Source organism: Rhodoferax sp. GW822-FHT04A08, assembly GCF_058801025.1.
On sequence record NZ_JBXAMW010000003.1, the window covers coordinates 235,989 to 252,113 of the forward strand.

Annotated in this window: 20 protein-coding genes; 13 read left to right on the forward strand and 7 right to left on the reverse strand. The window is 54.8% G+C overall.

Annotated elements, in window-relative coordinates; all coding sequences use genetic code 11:
• Nucleotides 1-379: 379 nt before the first annotated feature.
• From AC1RMF_RS08280 to AC1RMF_RS08290, 3 genes are read right to left on the reverse strand one after another with little or no spacing between them, the layout of a single operon-like run.
• A complete protein-coding gene (locus AC1RMF_RS08280; RefSeq protein WP_493141087.1) occupies nt 380-829 on the reverse strand; it encodes a hypothetical protein in 450 nt (149 codons plus the stop codon).
• On the reverse strand, nt 826-2,706 hold the full coding sequence (locus AC1RMF_RS08285) for a relaxase/mobilization nuclease domain-containing protein (RefSeq protein WP_493141088.1): 1,881 nt from the start codon (nt 2,704-2,706) through the stop codon (nt 826-828). The genes AC1RMF_RS08280 and AC1RMF_RS08285 overlap by 4 nt, the downstream gene beginning before the upstream one ends.
• Nucleotides 2,696-3,031, reverse strand: a complete 336-nt coding sequence (locus tag AC1RMF_RS08290) for a hypothetical protein (RefSeq protein ID WP_493141089.1) — start codon at nt 3,029-3,031, stop codon at nt 2,696-2,698. The genes AC1RMF_RS08285 and AC1RMF_RS08290 overlap by 11 nt, the downstream gene beginning before the upstream one ends.
• Nucleotides 3,032-3,459: 428 nt before the next feature.
• Between AC1RMF_RS08290 and AC1RMF_RS08295 the strand changes: the two genes are divergently transcribed.
• Nucleotides 3,460-3,840, forward strand: coding sequence for a hypothetical protein (locus AC1RMF_RS08295; protein WP_493141090.1), 381 nt, complete (start codon nt 3,460-3,462; stop codon nt 3,838-3,840).
• Nucleotides 3,841-3,963: 123 nt separating this feature from the next.
• Nucleotides 3,964-4,542 (forward strand): hypothetical protein, encoded by a 579-nt coding sequence (locus AC1RMF_RS08300; RefSeq protein ID WP_493141091.1) that lies wholly within the window; start codon nt 3,964-3,966, stop codon nt 4,540-4,542.
• 131 nt (nt 4,543-4,673) lie between these two features.
• Here the strand turns inward: AC1RMF_RS08300 and AC1RMF_RS08305 are convergent, their stop codons facing one another.
• The 4 genes from AC1RMF_RS08305 to AC1RMF_RS08320 form a co-directional block, all read right to left on the reverse strand.
• Nucleotides 4,674-5,672: a hypothetical protein gene (locus AC1RMF_RS08305; RefSeq protein ID WP_493141092.1), complete on the reverse strand. Its 999-nt coding sequence runs from the start codon at nt 5,670-5,672 to the stop codon at nt 4,674-4,676.
• Nucleotides 5,669-5,923, reverse strand: a complete 255-nt coding sequence (locus AC1RMF_RS08310) for a hypothetical protein (RefSeq protein WP_493141093.1) — start codon at nt 5,921-5,923, stop codon at nt 5,669-5,671. Before AC1RMF_RS08310 ends, AC1RMF_RS08305 begins: the two co-directional genes overlap by 4 nt.
• Nucleotides 5,924-6,226: 303 nt before the next feature.
• Nucleotides 6,227-7,222 (reverse strand): hypothetical protein, encoded by a 996-nt coding sequence (locus tag AC1RMF_RS08315; protein WP_493141094.1) that lies wholly within the window; start codon nt 7,220-7,222, stop codon nt 6,227-6,229.
• The gene (locus tag AC1RMF_RS08320) at nt 7,219-7,455 is read right to left on the reverse strand and encodes a hypothetical protein (RefSeq protein WP_493141095.1); all 237 of its coding nucleotides are present in this window, start codon (nt 7,453-7,455) and stop codon (nt 7,219-7,221) included. Before AC1RMF_RS08320 ends, AC1RMF_RS08315 begins: the two co-directional genes overlap by 4 nt.
• Nucleotides 7,456-8,438: 983 nt before the next feature.
• Between AC1RMF_RS08320 and AC1RMF_RS08325 the strand changes: the two genes are divergently transcribed.
• The 11 genes from AC1RMF_RS08325 (at nt 8,439) to AC1RMF_RS08375 (ending at nt 15,932) form a co-directional block, all read left to right on the forward strand.
• Entirely contained in the window at nt 8,439-8,786 is a 348-nt protein-coding gene (locus AC1RMF_RS08325) for a hypothetical protein (RefSeq protein WP_493141096.1), read from the forward strand.
• 908 nt (nt 8,787-9,694) lie between these two features.
• Nucleotides 9,695-10,081 (forward strand): hypothetical protein, encoded by a 387-nt coding sequence (locus AC1RMF_RS08330; protein ID WP_493141097.1) that lies wholly within the window; start codon nt 9,695-9,697, stop codon nt 10,079-10,081.
• A 79-nt stretch (nt 10,082-10,160) separates the two neighbouring features.
• Entirely contained in the window at nt 10,161-10,430 is a 270-nt protein-coding gene (locus AC1RMF_RS08335; protein ID WP_493141098.1) for a hypothetical protein, read from the forward strand.
• A 613-nt stretch (nt 10,431-11,043) separates the two neighbouring features.
• Nucleotides 11,044-11,556 carry a hypothetical protein gene (locus AC1RMF_RS08340; RefSeq protein ID WP_493141099.1) on the forward strand — a complete coding sequence of 171 codons (513 nt, stop codon included), beginning with the start codon at nt 11,044-11,046 and terminating at the stop codon, nt 11,554-11,556.
• Between the two features lie 665 nt (nt 11,557-12,221).
• Nucleotides 12,222-12,695 carry a hypothetical protein gene (locus AC1RMF_RS08345; protein WP_493141100.1) on the forward strand — a complete coding sequence of 158 codons (474 nt, stop codon included), beginning with the start codon at nt 12,222-12,224 and terminating at the stop codon, nt 12,693-12,695.
• Complete coding sequence (locus AC1RMF_RS08350) at nt 12,696-13,202, forward strand: hypothetical protein (RefSeq protein WP_493141101.1); 507 nt, start codon at nt 12,696-12,698, stop codon at nt 13,200-13,202.
• 257 nt (nt 13,203-13,459) lie between these two features.
• The gene (locus tag AC1RMF_RS08355; protein ID WP_493141102.1) at nt 13,460-13,744 is read left to right on the forward strand and encodes a hypothetical protein; all 285 of its coding nucleotides are present in this window, start codon (nt 13,460-13,462) and stop codon (nt 13,742-13,744) included.
• Nucleotides 13,745-13,869: 125 nt separating this feature from the next.
• Nucleotides 13,870-14,127, forward strand: a complete 258-nt coding sequence (locus tag AC1RMF_RS08360; protein WP_493141103.1) for a hypothetical protein — start codon at nt 13,870-13,872, stop codon at nt 14,125-14,127.
• 175 nt (nt 14,128-14,302) lie between these two features.
• Complete coding sequence (locus AC1RMF_RS08365) at nt 14,303-14,830, forward strand: DMP19 family protein (RefSeq protein WP_493141104.1); 528 nt, start codon at nt 14,303-14,305, stop codon at nt 14,828-14,830.
• Between the two features lie 168 nt (nt 14,831-14,998).
• A complete protein-coding gene (locus AC1RMF_RS08370) occupies nt 14,999-15,304 on the forward strand; it encodes a hypothetical protein (protein ID WP_493141105.1) in 306 nt (101 codons plus the stop codon).
• Nucleotides 15,305-15,398: 94 nt separating this feature from the next.
• Complete coding sequence (locus AC1RMF_RS08375; RefSeq protein WP_493141106.1) at nt 15,399-15,932, forward strand: tetratricopeptide repeat protein; 534 nt, start codon at nt 15,399-15,401, stop codon at nt 15,930-15,932.
• Nucleotides 15,933-16,125: the final 193 nt, after the last annotated feature.

The following is a 16,125-nucleotide window of genomic DNA, read 5'->3' on the forward strand; positions in this document are numbered from 1 at the left end:
GGGTGGTGTGCATGAGAAAACGGGCCTTCGCCCGTCTTGCATCCCCCCCAAGTGCCCCCCTCATAGCGCAGCGGGGGGCACTTGGGGGTGATGAGGGCGAAGGACTGTTTTCCCGTAGGGGGTAGCGCCGCAATGGGCATGACAGAGCGCGTAGCGCGGCCCGCGTGCGGGCTGGCGTGACCATTGATAGCGGAACCCGAAGAGAGCGCCGAGGTCTGTGAGTGAGAGGCTGTTGCGCATGCCGCATCGCGGCTTGCGCTACCCCTGATGGGATGGCATGCGCAGGGAAGTGTCCGTAGCGGACGTTTCCCAAGAGCGCGCCAGAGCTCGATCAGCCGCTTGCGGCTGAGGCGCCCCGCATCTTGGTTTTCAGCAGTACTCATTCGAGGCGACACTTATTATTGGAAAGCCTCTGCGCCTCACTGCGCAACCTCGACCTCTCACATACTTCCGCCATCCGACGGTGGTGCTGGGCACGGTCTGCCGGCAAACGTGCCAAGGCCCTGTCATATGCCTCGTGGTCTCCCGATCGCCAGGCACGGGCTGCAGCCAGCTCAAGCAGCGTATTAGGGTCTAGCTGCTCTGGCGCCGGCGCCGGTGGATCAAACACAAGGGGCTCCCAGGCTGTACCAGGTTCGGCCAAATCCAGCCAGGTGCGTAGCGCCGCCACAGCGGCAGCAGCCTCGGCCGGCAGTTCAGGCAGGGGCAGTGTGGCCGTGGTCACGACCGAGGCCAGCGTGGCCTCGACCTCTAGTTCCGGCTCCGGTGCCGACACTGGGGCGATCAGTAAAGACGCCAACAAGGCATCCAGATCGTCCGGCTGGCTCATCGTAGGCGCTCCTGCTCGTAAGTCTCATCGTCGTCCAGATCTTCATCATGGCGAGACTTCTCGATGGATTCGAAAACGTCGGCGCGTGCGGCCTGGACTTCGGCATCCTTCACGGTTCGACCAGGCAAAAGGTTGGGCCTTTGCTTCTCTATCGAAGTGCAGGCTTGCTCGAGCACAGTATCTACAGCCTTCAAAGCAATGGCCCGACGCTTCAGCTCCGTGGCGTCGGCGTCCGGGCGCGGTGGTGCCGGTGGCACCAAGCCGACGGGCACATCGACTGTGTTTTCGAATTTTGGAACCTGAAGACGCCCGAGCGATTCGGGAGGAAGACCAAAGACCCGCTCGACCAAGCGGATCAAGAAGTTGACCAGGCCACCGATGGCCACACGGACGGCGTGGACGGGCAACTGAAGAAGCAGGGCCGCCAGCCCCTTCTGCCTCTTCATGACCGACACCCTGTATTCCTCGCCCAGCTCGGCGGCGTCACGGTCTAGACGCGAGCGAAATGCCTCGTCGACGCCGTCCAACAGGTCGCCCAATGCCTCGCGGTTTGCGGAAGCCTGACGCTGACGCTGCTTCGCCTGTGTCCGTTCCCGTTCCCGTTCCCGTTCCCGTTCCTGGATATCCTTCAAGCTAAAAGGGGCGGCGTCAACGCTCGAGCCCCCGATCCAGGTGTTTCCCTGCTCGGCCTTGCCAGCCTGCTCAGCCTGAGCAGGTGTATTTTTCAATTCAGCCGGCGCAGGCGTATCGGCCGATGTCTGTACGGTCTTCTCAGGATCGCTCAAACCGCGCTCAAACAGGCCCTTGTGAGAGTAGGCAGAGCCCAGGTTGCTGGCGCTGATCCACATCCCGTCGCGTGCATATTTGAGGCCGGACATGCGGCCTTTCGGGGCGTAGGCCTCAACGTCAATACCATGGCCTTTCAGGGCCTCACTGAATTGCGCCAGGCTGTACCCTGCCGGGTGTTCAGCTCGCAGCCTCTCCGTGACCGAATCGATTTGCTTTGTGATTTCAGATTTGTTCAATTTCTTACCTGCCTTTCCGAGTTGTTGCTCAAGTTCCTTTTCATTTCTGGTGAGATTTCTCTTCTCTTTTTTGGGCGTTCGGTCGTGCATCAGCAGACCAAATTCGCGCTCGATTTCTGCGGTAGCTTGGATGGCCCTGCGTGCCGAGAACTCACGATTCCAAAGTGATCCATCTCCCATGCTTCGGAGAAAAACAATGTGGGCATGGTCGAAGTCGGTATCGCGATGAATCCAACTGGCCCAGGCTCCGCGTTTGTGATCGAAGCCCATCTTGTCCAGGAAGCTCTGGACCATTGCCTCCCATTCCTCCTTGGTTTTGCGCTCGTCGCCGGCCTCTAGCGACAGCGAGTAATGCATCACCGGCGCCTTGGCATCCGTCCGCGCAGCGCGAAATGGAGCAGCCTGGCGGGACATTTCCCGCGGAGTTCCGATCAGCGTGCCGCCAATGAACTCGCCGCGCACCTCGCGATCGTCTAGCCGCGCGCTTCCTGCTCTTCCTCTGCCAGCACTTGGCCGTCGCAACCCATTAGCGGCGTTGGGCTGTCCGAGTTCCAAGTCTGGATGTGCATGATTCGGCAATAACAAGCAAGGCTGGTCTTTGAGAGAAACCAGACGGCGCCGGAACAGGCCTGACAGGCTGTCTGCGGGTTTGGTCGATCTGCTGGCTCTAAGGCCCGCAAAACGGGACTCGTGATCTGAAATTCTGGGGAGTTCAAAGGGTCGTCCATGGGTTCCATCTACAGGCTGTGCAAGTTGAAAAAATGATTCGTTTGACGCGACGGTCTCTTTCTCGAAAACGATGTACTCAGCTACCCCGCGGAAGCCGTACCCGATCACTTCATTAGCGACCAAGCGACCTCCCTGTGAGGCCGCCATGGACACCGATCAGGCCGTCGCGCAGCCCGTGCGCAATTTCGATCACCTCATTCAGCCGACCAGCCAGATGACGCAACCCTTGACCAGGTGAAAGACGCTCCAGCTCGTTGACATGCTTAACTAGCTGGTGCAAATTGGACATTGGGCCTTGGGCCAGTTCGCCCCAGATTTCGCGATTCACGGTCGGCACAAGAGGCGCAGGAAGCACCGGCTTGGCGCCCTCTTCGGCGGTGCGCAATCGCTCGCTTCGTGACATTGAGCCGCGACGAGCATCAAGCCCTGCCAGTTCAGCGTGCGTCATCCAAACGGTCGTGCGTTGGGTTCGCAACTCAGCCAAATCTTTGGGCCGTGGCCCAAACCGTCTCGCCATTCAATCCTCCGTCAACATCCGCATCCATCAAGAAAAACTCCTTCAGGATCAGCACTCCTGAACCCAGCCCGCGGCAGGCGCAAGGCAAGGAATGAGCGAAGCGAGGCTCCTTGATCACAAGTGGAACTAAAGCGGCTGAAAGCCGATTTAGAGCCGCTTGGGATACACCTTGATCCTTACCGCATGACCCTGTTGGATTGGCATCCTCAAGGTTTCCCCGATGGAATTCACCCTGCCAATATTTCCGTGATGGGACTATTAATTGGCGGGGAGACACGGCAGCGAACGTCCGACAAGATGCCGTCCGCACGATCTCCTGCACAGCGCAAGAGACGAGACTTGCAAGAAAGGACGAACGCATGAGCGAGCTAAAGCGCGACGTCGAAAGCGACGGCTATACAAACGAGAACATCAGCGAACTGACTGATTGGGTGCTGTCAGGACCACCCAAGGAAAGGAAGAAGACGAAAGCCGAGGCGCTGGACTTGATGGCTCCGGCTCTGAAGAAGATGCGCGACGAAGCAGACTACACGTTTGAAGACCTTGTCGAACGCCTCGCACAGAAGCACTTCAAAACCCATGCGCGCGCCGTGAGTGAAGCGATAGCGCGCCTGGACGAGTCAAAGCCGGCGCGACGCCGCAAGGCCAAGCGCAATGTCAGCGAGACGCCGGCTGGCAGCGGCGATGCACAGCTGCGTAGCGATCTGGAGACCGCCGGTCAACAGCGCTTGACGGCCTGACAACACGTCAGGCAGAAAAGAGCCGCATCATGTCATCTGCACGCATGATCGAACGTTATGCAAGTGACTGTTGCGCCTGCGGCGTACGGTCGATAAGATGAAATATTGGACATTGAATCGAACATGATCATGCAAAGCAAGAGGGAAGCAAATGTAGAGCGTGCACGACGCTTCGTGCGCGCGATGGAGCAATACAGTGGACTGCCTCTCTCGGAACTTGAGCGCATCTTGCAGATCGGCTCGCAGCGCGAACTGAACGGAGAAAAGGATGTCTCAGGTGACGCTGGCGCGACGCTCGCACGCTGGCGTGCTGGCCGCGCGAAGCGAGTAGATATGGTCACGGTACAGGAATATGCAAAAGCCGCTCATGATCACGGCCTGCTGCCTCCACTACATGATGGGCTGCTACGCCGTCCGGACGCATTCTTGGCATTCGATCAGACCCGAGACGCGGATACGGTGTGGATCGAAGAGAACAAGAAAATGAAGCGTCTGGCGAATCTGCAAGCAGCAGCAATCGAAGCAATCGGCGCGTTCGCTGATGCTCTGCAAGAAGACGATGAGTTGATCATCGTAGACGCATCAATCGAGGAAGATACAGAAGGCCGCAGCGCCGAGATCGGCGCTAGTGAAATCCGGTCCAATGCAAACAAGATCGGCGCGGTTCGGTTTGCCCGGCTGAACGTCAAACCGAACCGGTGACCAAAGAAGTCACGGGAGCGTGACCGAACGTGACTCCGCGTGACTCTTGACTAGTCACTCCGTGACTTAAATAGTCACGAACAAGTCGCGCACACCCGACCATACGTGACTCGCAGTAACCACGAAAGGGATCACGAAACGAGCGACACATGGTCAAGCGCACGCCGAAGCTCACGCGCCTTGACCTGGCCGCAGCGCATATATGTCCGGATTCCGGAGACGGTAGGAACGCACCGCCCTGCACGAACTGCTAAAAGCAACATGGACACTTCATCGGACTCAGCATCAGATATCAGCGGTGCCTCCTGATGCAAATCGGCCTGCACAGGCTGCGTAACGGCCGGTGCAGGCTGCTGCACCGTTACCTGCACGATCTGCTGCAAACTCGCCTGCGCTGTTGGTGCCGTGGCGTGCACGGGCATGAGCACGGCCGGCTGCGGCTTTGTCGGCTCAGCGTCTGCTGCGGCTGGTTGCCTGACCTCACGCCACAGCAGCATGCCCGACACCTCCAGCAGCAAGGCCATCAGCAGGCCTGCTGCAAGTTGGACCACATCGGGTCTGACGCCAAGCGCGTGGGCCAGCGTGACGGCAACTGGATCTGCGGTGACCGTGGCGGCTGCGGCGGATGCCGCGGCACCGAGGGCCAGGAGCTGGTCTTGGAGCACCTGGCGGCGCTGGGACTCTGAGAGCTCAGCCTGCAATGCCCGCGCACGGTCCGGGGCTTGCGTCCAGGACAACTGGCGCAGGATCGTCGCTGCCGGCCTCGCCTTGATCTGGTCGATAGCCTGCTCGATGTCCGCGCGCTGCCGTGCAGCAGTCGCTGTGGCCGGGTTTGATGCTAGGCGCGCAGCGCCAGCTTCAGCGGCAGTCGTGGTGAAGAAGCCTGCATGTGACCACAATGCGCACGCCAGAAGCAGGAGCCAGACGGGCCAGAGCACCTGGTCCGGAACGCTGCGCAGCAGTGCTGGCGTCACATGCACCAGCAACACGATGATGGAGCTGAAAACGGCCAGCACCCAGGCAGCCTGTGGCGTAGCCGCACGGCCGCTGGCGCTGGCCACAGCCATGCTGATGGCCAAGCCAGTGCAGGCCACGGCCGTGGCGATGGTGAAGGTCTTTTGAATGGTCATTTTCGATTTGATTTGGTGACGAAGGCAACTGAAACGAAGAACGCCAACGGAACTGTGAAAATGTCAAGAATTCGAACTAGCTCTTGCGAACCGTATTGAAAGAAGAAGTGGGCAATACCCATGGCTGGGAACCCGACCAATACGCCAGCAAATGCACAGAATTTTCCCATTCGGTCCGCGTAGATATTCACTTTTTCCCGAAGCGTGACCGGTTGCATTCCGTCGTTCTTCTGGGTGTCGTCGTCAGTCATGTCTTTCCCCTTGAACGCTAATGATTTGATGTCTCTGATCCGGCCAGGATTTGCGCCCGGCTCTGCCTGCACCGGCTCCGCAGCCGGTGTGCTCGACTCGCTCCCCTCTGCTAGCGCAGCGGGTCCCCAGTCGTCTCGCATCCGCTACGCGGACTGATCGGCAGCCCGATCGCGGCTCAGCAGAAAGAGGGGAGTTGGGTTGTCTGGCCTGTCGGCCGGCCAACACCTCTGCAATCACTCCAATCGGCCGCAAAATCGACTCTTTTTGTCTTATAGACCTCGGCCACAGAAACAGGGTGTAGTTCAAGCCTGCCCCCCAGGAGCCACTTGGTGCCCCCAGTTTTTCCGCATCCTGCGAAGGTTCTCCCTGGCCGCCACCGCCACGGAGGAGGTCCCGGAACTACCAGTGCCTTGGCCTGGCAGTCCAGAGCCAACGCGCTCGCCACCAGCCAGCGCCGCTGCCTCGCGCGCTGCCTGCTTCTTCCTAGCCTCGCGTGCATGGCGGACGTCGGGCCCGAGATCCTGAGTGAAGGTGCCTTCTTGCTGCCTCTTCAGCAGCGTGCGCAGCAGGCCTGGAGGGTTTTTGACCTTGCCAAGCTGTAGCTGGCCTGCCAGTTCATCCAGCAAGGCTTGAGCCTCTGCCAGCCCGGGCCAACCATTGCCAAACAGCACCCCATGCATGCTGCCGAGCTGGTCTTCAGTCAGGCCTGGTGGCCAGGCCAGTTGTCTCCTGTCATCTTCATCCACCACCACGGATCCCGCCGCGCGCACGCGTGCGGTGGTGGTGGTGTTTGGAGAACCTTGTGTTTGCAGACCCTTGTGTTTGGATACCCTTAGTCTCCGGTTTTCCGAGACTCGTGAAAGCCGAGAATCGGAAAATTCCATACTCGGAAAATCACATTGTGGTGGCACAGCGCCGCCAGCACTCTCTGCCGCCTTTTCCACCTTGACCTTGAGGGGCGCTTCGATGGCCCAACGCGCGGCACTGATTACCACCCAGCGCTGACCCGCCAACCTCCCCCCGTCTCCACGTAGCTTCTCTACTCTCATCGCCCCCACCGCCTCGAGCTCAGCCACAGTCGAGCGCGTGGCATGGACGCCGTCTGTGCCCATGCGAGTCAGGTGGGTCAGGCACGGGCGCCACCCCTCAGGCAGGTCCCACAGAAAGGCAAAAAGCCCGCGCGCAGCCCAGCTGAGACGGGAATCACGCAGGGCGGCTCGCTCAATTGGGCATGCCATGGCCACGCGTCCTTCAAAGACCAGCTCCCCTCCCTGGGTTTGGGTTTTGGACGCGCTCATGCGGCCCCCCTCCCCTCGAAGATGTAGCTCTTGCCTTTAGCAGCGGCCCAGGCCCTGGCTGCATCCGGATCCGCCAGGGCGGGCGTACCTGGCCCACTGGTGACCACATAAGGACGTGGCAGTGGCTTGCCCGCTCGGCGCGCGCGCGCGTTGGACTGAATGATGCTCTCTTGCTCCACTGCAAGGCGTGGGTGCTCGAAGAGGAAGCGTTTGAGACTGACAAGCTTAGTCATGCCACACCTCCCGGCATGGCCCGCAGCTGGACCGGTGGTAGACCGTCGATGTATCTCTGAACATCGGACGCATGCCACGCAACGCGACGTGTGCCAGTGAGCTTGACCGGACGGGCCAAGTGGCCAGTGCGGCACAGCTTGTATAGGGTTGTGATCCCGACATCCAGAGTGGCGCAAACGCGTGCGCTCGACATCAACTGATGATTTTCATGGGCCATTTTGGGCAGCTCCTGTTGCCCGGCGCCAGGCAAAGCTGCGCCGGAGGCCTGCACGAAGGCCAAAAAACATCAGGAGTGGTATTACGACGAGAGACGAGCCTCGAGCTCTCGAAGGGTTCAGGGTCACGGCGACCGTGACCTGAGTTTCGGCTCGTGCTGCCTGCCCTCATTCCCGCCTAGACGGGGATCACGGCCTGGCCGAGCGGCTCAGGCTTTTGCCACATCTGTGGCCTGCCCGGTATCCCTGTAGTGCGACCTGCGTTACCCCGGGCGTCGCATTGGCGACAGAGTAAATCTATCACGCCGCCAAGCCTCGTGCAAGCGTGTCAGCTATTTTTTCTATCTAAATGCCCACTACAGTAACAAGTAACGCCAGACAGTAATGGGAAAGGCGTTACTTTAGTAACGCTATGAGGTGCACGGCTGAGTTCGACCGGACAGTGCAGATATGTTCCCGTGAAGCAATTGCACCTTTCAGTGGCGTTCGGCATAACGACTGCAATCAGTTTCTCAACGGACAACGCCGTATGTGCATATTCCAGTCAAGCCGGCCACTCATTCAAATCCAAACCGTACCAGCCATTCCGGTTGAAACCAGGCCAGTTGTTCCAACGCCATGTTAGCCAACGTTACGGCAGGCAGAAATCGAGCGGCTTGGCGGCTATAAGTAATAATCGAACGTCAGCTTCTGAGCGCTTTGTAATTCAACAATGCCGCGGAAGCCGACATTTACGGACAACTTTGAATTCGGAGATGGAATCCAAAATGGTTGACACTCTTGCTATTGGGGACAGAGTACGGCTTAGCGGCGGATATGACATGAGTCCAAAATGGCTTTCGGGAAATGACGCCTATACGGGCATGGTCACACGCTTCATTCCCGGACAGAATGAGGTCCCGGCAGCGGTCGTAAAACTCGACAAGAGCATCGATTTTGACGGCAAAGTCGGGGACGTTTTAGTGCTTGAGCTGCGATACAAAGGGGGCTCATGGAAATCGCGGGATACTGTTCATGTTGAACTGTGCAATTTTGAGCCAGAGCCATTTGCTTGGAAGTCGCGGCAACAAGGGCAATGGATTGAGTCTCATGCCACCTACGAAAAGTTGATGTGATTCCTCTATGCCGCGAAAGCCGCCATTCAGTGAAGCGGTTCAAATGTAACCATCAATGAGCCTAAAAACGCTATTCTCATTTGCAAGCGTCTTTGTTGTTGGCATTCTCATTGGCCTAGTTGTGGCGTCCAATGATGTCCGTGTTCCGGCCCGTCCAGCAAACGTCCCGGCAGACGCCAGTTGGCAAGGCGGAAAAGACGGTGGCAATTGGTTTCGGTGCGCAGAGCATACTTTGAGCCTTTATCGTTGTCAGGTCTATGCCGATGTGACCGGCGTGCTGATAATTGACGACTTGTATAAACCAACGGAAAAGGGCTCGAATGGAAAGGTGGTTCCGCGTCTACTTCTATCGGACAGCGAAATCGAACTGGCTGGTGCCAGGCTTATTCGCGCTAGGTAGTGGTGCCAGCCGGTTTGCCGCGATAGCGGTCGTGCAAGTAGATGGGCTAATCGGTCAGAATAACGCCGAAATGACCACAACAGTAGTCCTATGAGCACTGAGAAATTACATTCGGATGGGACGCTTTGTCCAGAGGGAACAAGAAAAGTACCGCGACCTTTTAAGGCCTGCTGCGATGACTTCTCTCGCCATACGACCGCTTGCTATCTGGATGTTCGGTATGAATGGTGGACTAAGCACAAGGGTTGGTTCATACCAATCTCGCCATTAGCAGGAGGTGGTGGAATTCAAATCAAATACTGTCCTCACTGCGGGAGCGAGTTGTGACCCAACTGCCGTGAAGGCTGACATTGTTTTGACCAGCACCAGGAGCTAAAGGTTACGCCCGCGATAGCAGTCGTTCAACGAGGTCCCTCATATAGACAACGTCCACAATGAATTTTTCAAGCAGTATTTTTCAGCAACGTATGTGCTCGTCGGAATTCTCGTGCCGTTACGGCCAGCCGTCATGCGCCAATACGTACATGCATTGATGACAAAACTAATTGCAACCATAGTTATCAGCGTCAGCTTCGGACTAGCACTTGCATTTGCGGCATTTGGAATAGGATGGTTCTACGGGACGCCGGGTGCTCTTGGCGTTGCAATCATTGCGGCGGCATCAACCACGATTTTTGGTGCAGCCAATCGAAATTATCGCTTTATTGCTGCATTAGGTGCTTCTACCGGACCTGCATCCCTCGTCATTGTGATGGCTTCAATGGAAAATTTTGTATTAGACAATATCACGCTGACATGGAGTGCTGTGGGCCTGCTTTTGATATCTGCACTGTATTTTGGTGCTTGGTTCGGGCCATGGCTCGACGACCGAGAGCAAAGTAAAAAAGATGTATGACAAGCTGACGCATCGCCGGATTGCCGCGCAAGCAGACTTTCCCGTTGAAATTCTATTCACGTAATATCTAAGTAGTCGGATGAAGAAAAATTCAATTCTAGTGCTTCCAATTTCACTCGCGATTGTTCACGCCTTGGCAATTTTGATTGTCTATTTGCAGCACTACGAAGGCAGTTGGGGAGGTATATTCTTCGTCATTCCAGATTTACCGGCTATCCTGCTATTGGGATTGTTTAGGCCACTATTTTCGTTTGAAGGTTATTGGTTTGCACTTGCAATAATTGGCTCCATTTGGTGGTTCTTGTTGGGCGCATTTTGTATGCGTATATTAAAGAAGGCTCGAAATTGACTGTCACCAAAGTCTGTCAACATCGCCGCGAAACCGGTCAACCGGCAAGTGCCATCGTTTTCGCGGAGTTTCCCGTGGCGGTGAAATTTCCATCCCTTGAGGGTTAGTCTGGTAATAATGAATTTGCTCGACATCATTATTGTGTTGACGGAAGTTGTGGCCGTTGTCGCCATTGGAACCTATGCCACATGGCTATTGACCCAGCGACTTCACGGGGGCGAGTCGCGGCGAAAGAGCTTTACGGAATGGATTCGCAACATTTTCGAAGCTGTGATGGGGCTTTAGTCCAATTTGCCACGTTCGCAGTTAAGCCTCGAATGACCGCTTCGGAGGGACGGGAATGTCAACTACCAGCCCTTTGCTGGTGGCAGAATGCCATTGACGGTGTACCGCCGGTTCGCCGCGAAAGCTGACATCCATTTAGTTCACCCAAATGGGGGATGTACGAATCATTGAGCATCAGTGATACTGAGTGGTATCAGCCTATTCTGCTATTTTTGCAGTACTCGTTAAATTAAGCGCAATGCATCTAGGTCACCGCACTTGGCAAATCTCAATTGGCACCTCAATGCTCGTGTTCGCGGATGTTGCGCGGGCCGATGCAGGCGTACCCATGCTTTTTCTCACGTTCCCCGCGATGCTTATTGCTTTGATTCCCATTATTGTGATAGAGGCGGTTGTCGTTGGGCGACTGCTTGGCTCTAAAGCTTTGCTTCGGGCAAAATCTGTTGGAATTGCAAATGTGGCATCGACGATTGTTGGACTGCCATTGACTTGGGTTGCATTGGTCGCATTGCAACTGATTAGTGGCGGTGGGTCTGCTTATGGGCTTGCAACGCCAGCGCAGAAATTACTTGCCGTCACGTGGCAGGCTCCCTGGCTTATTCCCTATGAAGACGATTTGTACTGGATGTTGCCGGCGGCGTCTTTCGTACTCCTGATACCATTTTTCTTCACGTCCTACTTTGTTGAGGCGGCAATCGTGACTCGGCTAGAGTCTGAATATCCGCGAGCTGCTGTTCGAGCAGCAGTATTTCGTGCGAATATTTTTAGCTATCTGCTCTTAGCCGCTTTCAATCTTACCTGGCTGTTTTGGTCAGTTCAACATGGACCATCAAATGGCTAATCTGCCAGGCCCGCGAGTGAATTCAAAAGAAGGGTGCCGCTTCGCCGCGGAAGGAGACATTCCGAGCCATTACCTAACAGTGCGCCTTTTTAAATAATGGACAAAAATTTGCAGATACCCTCTGCCCAATACCCATTGGCTTGGAAACTGCTACTGGCATTTTTGTCAGTTGGACTTGTTGTTGCTCTAATTCCATTTTTTCTAAGTGGGCCTACACCTCCAACACTAGGTCCAGTGGGTAAAGCTGTACGTGCAGAGATTGAGGCAGCATACAAATCTGCAGGAGGTTTAGTTGAGTCTCTGAACTGTTCAGGGAGCAAGGGTTCCCTTTTAATTTCCTGTGGTGGAGGCCAGGCAAGTCTTGACAGACTCCGTAGCGAGTTGAAAAGTAAAGGTTGGCAGCCAAGATTGGATTCCACTTTGGCTCGAATTACACTGGAACGTGGACAGTACGTTATGGTCATAGAGGCTTCTAGTCGCAACACGTCTTTTACAGTCCATGAGTGGGTGGCGAATTGATGCTTCACCAACGTGGGCAGAGGCAGAAATGCCGCGATTGCGGTCATTGAGCAACTTCACCCGTTCGAGGGATTGCCAACGTTGAGATTTGACCGGAGACTGGACACTTTTGAGATTTCCAAGGCGAAAGTCGTCGGAAAACGGGCTTGAAAATGGCTAAAGATGATGCGTTTTACGAACTTGACGAGTTTGACAAACAGGTAGCGGACGAAGTCAGGGCGACATTCCCAGGCTGGGCACATCTGGCAAAAGTTGAGGTTGGTGCCAATGAACGTTTTTTCGTGCTTTTGGTTACTCCACCCTCTCAGCATATCGACCAGCCATTGCGTGTGGATACAGAGGGCTTAGAAGTAACAGTATCTCTAGACAAGTGCCATTCGCATTTCGACGCATTTGACGACGGCTCTGGCAACGATGCACTTAGCCTGGTGCAAAATATCTTGGCAGAGCAATTCGCATGTGTATCTTTTTGGCGGGGTACTGAATGTTGTGGCTCCATGTTTCAAGAGAAGTCCAAAATGCCAATGGACAACAGGGACTTTCCTTATGCTGACCGTATCCGAATCCGCTCGTGGCTCGGAAGTCTTGATAGAGACATTGAATGCGTAGGACACGACTAAGTGAATTTGGCAAGCAAATTCGGAATTGCCGCGGAAGCGGTCAGTGAGAGGCAGAACCCGATTTGGTTGTCAACACTACTTCGTCAAGCCATCAATCAAATGACAAAAGCAACAATTTCGTTGATATGGGCAGTTCTCTTTGCGTTGACTTATGGTGGTATCTTTTTGTTAGAGGATGGGTTTGAAAAGATACGATTGAAAGAATCGGGTGTCGTTGTTACGGCAAAGGTAGTAGAAGTTAATCCGGAGCCCAAGGACTCGCGAAGCTTTTATCGTGTTTCCTATGAATTCAATTTCAAGAGATTTACACCGAGACTGCCGGACGCAGGACGACACTCGGTCGGGGATGAAGTTTCGCTAATCATTGACCCCAACTCACCAGAGTCATTCACGTTTCAAGAAAACGGACAGGAAGTGTCTTCCACACTAATGTTTTGCCTTTACGGCGCCCTCTTTTTGGCAAGTACTATTTCGACAGTAATTTGGCGGAAGTTCAGCGCAGAATAGGCAAGTGAAAAAGATTCCACCGTATTTTCTCAGCATCTATGCGATGTTTATGTCTGCTTGCAGCTTCAGAGATGCTTGTAATGTGGCTACCAACCGGTCGCTCGAGTCAGACACGTAAGGTGTCCGCTTACAGCCCGCTGCTGGTGGCAGAATAGAGATGAAGGTGTACCGCCGGTTCGCCGCGAAACCGGACATAGCTACGATTTACCCGATTGGGGGATTTTCAACCTGTGTCAAGTGATGGACAATGGGCCAAGATGAAAATTCTGCCAAGTCTTGCACTTGTAGCCTTTGCGCATATTGCCTTTCTGGTTGCCGCCTACGGCACACGAATTTTTGCAGTATTGGCAATCCCGTCTGTTGCTGCCCAATTTCTCTACTTTGGTGTTTCAACAGTTGCAGCCGGTGTAGCCTTTCGGGGAGTCAGCAAAAAGATTCGGACGTTGGAGCCATTTTCAATGGGACTAGCGTTCTCAGCTATAGCTTCATTGATAACCCTATCCATTGGCATTTTCGTGGCCTTTAATCTTTTTGGGACTTGATACAGTGCAGCAATGCCGCGATAGCTGACATTCCTCGGCGTCCCCCATTTAGGTGATGTTCAGTCTACGAACAAACGGTCACAATATCGTGAACGAAATTTCTGCCAACACGCCAAACTCTTTCTATGAACATCTTCGGTTTAAAGGGAGAGCGACATGCTCAAATGTCACGCTTTCAGTACGCTCTGTTTCGAGTTAAGTTGCTCATCGTTTTGGTTGCGTGGCTTGGCGGAGTTGCGGTTGGAGTTATTCAGTGGGGGCATTTGCCGCAGTTGGCTAAGGTGATATTGGTAGTTGCCGGATGGATTTTCATTCCCACCATGGACATGATTGAGCAGATTTTGGTGCCCTATGAAAAGTACCTCGAAAAGGGACTCTGGTAAAGAGTCACTTTGCCGCGAAAGCAGTCTGTCAATTAAGTAATCCAGCGGGCTATAGTTCTACGCGATTCATATCTTCAAACTTTCGTCAGGCATCACATTGAATACCCGCTTACCATGCTCAGTCTGTGGCGAGCTCATACACCCGGACACAGCAGCAAAGAATGCTGGCCTTTGCATGCCCTGCAAGGGCGGCTACCGCGACCGCATCGAAGCGGGTAAGAAGCGACGTGAAGAAGAGAAGAAATACGACAAGAGCCCCGCAAGAGTCTTCTGGCTCGCGTTAGTTGGCCGGGTCCACGCGTCCGGGAATGCCTTCAAGGTACTGTCGCAAGACGAGAAGGTTTACTATGCCGTTCGCGTTCTGGTGGGAGAGGTCTTCAATGGCGGCTTTTATCAGTTCTTCTCGAACCATTCCGGGGAACTGTTCGGACTTGCATTGGATGGCCTGCTTAAGCTTGATGCGGTTCACACGCACGGCCTCGTTGTTCAGGCCAAAGAGCTGCTTTTGGGCGCACTAGATGTACCTCTTGACTTCGCGGAGCGCAACAAGGCACTTCCGAACATCGAGTCCATCGACATCAAGGATGAACGCGGCATCCTCATGGATAAATTGGAGGCTGATTTCTACACGGACGCAGTTAGTCTGAATGTCAAGCTGACTCAATTCGCGACCAATCGCGGCCTTTACGCCGGGGATGTATAGACCCTGGCGGCTTATTGTTGGTCCCAACGTTTAAGCCTGGAGTCATAGGACGTGGATGACTGCTGTTAGCCCGCTGCCGATGGCAGAATGTCAATGAAGGTGTACCGCCGGTTCGCCGCGATAGCTGACATCTGACTTCAGGTCTCAAATACTGGCTAGGATGGCGCCATGACTCATGACAACATCGCCGAAGTTGAGATTGACGAGGTCGGCCATCTACGCATTCGACCTGAATTAGCCACGTTCCCGTATATCTACCGCGAGGCAATGGAAGTAAGTTGGCACCAAGAGGACAAGGTGCTTTACTCGCCAAAGCCCAGGGAATGGCACTATGGCCGCTGGTTTGAACAAATCCTCTCTGCCGCTTCCGAGCAAGGCTGCAAACTGTCGCTAACGCCTGATACGAAGTGGCGCAACGTTGATGAACAAATCATGGAGGAAATCTTGAATGCGATTCAATCTCCAAAATCATGAGCCCTGGTTTGCCGCGATTGCAGCCATTCGGCAAGACTTCCCAGCTTGATATTATTCCAAAGCATTCAAAGCAATATTCTTTAGCCTCCCAAACATGCGTATCCTCACCATCTTGGCATTTTCCCTGGCACTTGCAGCCTGCGCTTCGAAACCTGTCGAAGTGAGTTTTTATAACAAGGGGGTCGATGCTTACCGCGCCAAGGACTATGCGAGGGCACGTGAACAATGGTCTAAGTCTGTTGAGCAGGGTGAGACCTCTGCAATGAACAATCTCGGTTACCTTTTGTTTGAAGGTCTTGGTGGTCCGTCTGACATTACGCAGGCACTTGCACTGTGGCAACGCGCAGCGAAGCTAGGCCATTCGGAGGCTCAATGGCATCTTGGTGACGCCTACGAACGAGGCAAAGGAGTTCCACCAAGCGCTACAGAAGCCTATGCCTGGTACCGATGCGCGATAGCCAGCGCGCAAGCCGCATCAAGTTCGGATGCGACAGAAACCGAAATTCTTAAGGACGCAAGCAAGTCTCTGGCAAGGTTGCTTGAGAAACTAGCTCCGGAGCAGTTCGCTGCTGCTGAACTGCTTGCCAAACAATATGTCTCAAGCTACGCGCGCCGAAGCGGTGTCTGACGCGGCAGCGAGGTGGTTCCTTTACGGCGCGCCGCTCCGCCGCGAAAGCGGTCACTCAACAGAGTGTCCCGATTGAGGGAGTTCAATGATGAATTCTGGAAATTAGATTTAATGCATCAAGAGGTGCACCCCATATGTTAGGACAACATGCATGACGTCACCCCCTTGCTAAGGGTAGGAGTATTCGGTTTGC

Bases quoted from the DNA above. Each gene is read 5' to 3' on its own strand.
- AC1RMF_RS08320 (WP_493141095.1), bottom strand. From the start codon at position 7,455: ATGACTAAGCTTGTCAGTCTCAAACGCTTCCTCTTCGAGCACCCACGC.
- AC1RMF_RS08280 (WP_493141087.1), bottom strand. From the start codon at position 829: ATGAGCCAGCCGGACGATCTGGATGCCTTGTTGGCGTCTTTACTGATC.
- AC1RMF_RS08370 (WP_493141105.1), top strand. From the start codon at position 14,999: ATGACTCATGACAACATCGCCGAAGTTGAGATTGACGAGGTCGGCCAT.
- AC1RMF_RS08310 (WP_493141093.1), bottom strand. From the start codon at position 5,923: ATGACTGACGACGACACCCAGAAGAACGACGGAATGCAACCGGTCACG.
- AC1RMF_RS08300 (WP_493141091.1), top strand. From the start codon at position 3,964: ATGATCATGCAAAGCAAGAGGGAAGCAAATGTAGAGCGTGCACGACGC.
- AC1RMF_RS08375 (WP_493141106.1), top strand. From the start codon at position 15,399: ATGCGTATCCTCACCATCTTGGCATTTTCCCTGGCACTTGCAGCCTGC.
- AC1RMF_RS08340 (WP_493141099.1), top strand. From the start codon at position 11,044: ATGCTTTTTCTCACGTTCCCCGCGATGCTTATTGCTTTGATTCCCATT.
- AC1RMF_RS08290 (WP_493141089.1), bottom strand. From the start codon at position 3,031: ATGACGCACGCTGAACTGGCAGGGCTTGATGCTCGTCGCGGCTCAATG.
- AC1RMF_RS08330 (WP_493141097.1), top strand. From the start codon at position 9,695: ATGCGCCAATACGTACATGCATTGATGACAAAACTAATTGCAACCATA.
- AC1RMF_RS08355 (WP_493141102.1), top strand. From the start codon at position 13,460: ATGAAAATTCTGCCAAGTCTTGCACTTGTAGCCTTTGCGCATATTGCC.
- AC1RMF_RS08360 (WP_493141103.1), top strand. From the start codon at position 13,870: ATGAACATCTTCGGTTTAAAGGGAGAGCGACATGCTCAAATGTCACGC.
- AC1RMF_RS08315 (WP_493141094.1), bottom strand. From the start codon at position 7,222: ATGAGCGCGTCCAAAACCCAAACCCAGGGAGGGGAGCTGGTCTTTGAA.
- AC1RMF_RS08325 (WP_493141096.1), top strand. From the start codon at position 8,439: ATGGTTGACACTCTTGCTATTGGGGACAGAGTACGGCTTAGCGGCGGA.
- AC1RMF_RS08295 (WP_493141090.1), top strand. From the start codon at position 3,460: ATGAGCGAGCTAAAGCGCGACGTCGAAAGCGACGGCTATACAAACGAG.
- AC1RMF_RS08305 (WP_493141092.1), bottom strand. From the start codon at position 5,672: ATGACCATTCAAAAGACCTTCACCATCGCCACGGCCGTGGCCTGCACT.
- AC1RMF_RS08335 (WP_493141098.1), top strand. From the start codon at position 10,161: ATGAAGAAAAATTCAATTCTAGTGCTTCCAATTTCACTCGCGATTGTT.
- AC1RMF_RS08365 (WP_493141104.1), top strand. From the start codon at position 14,303: ATGCCCTGCAAGGGCGGCTACCGCGACCGCATCGAAGCGGGTAAGAAG.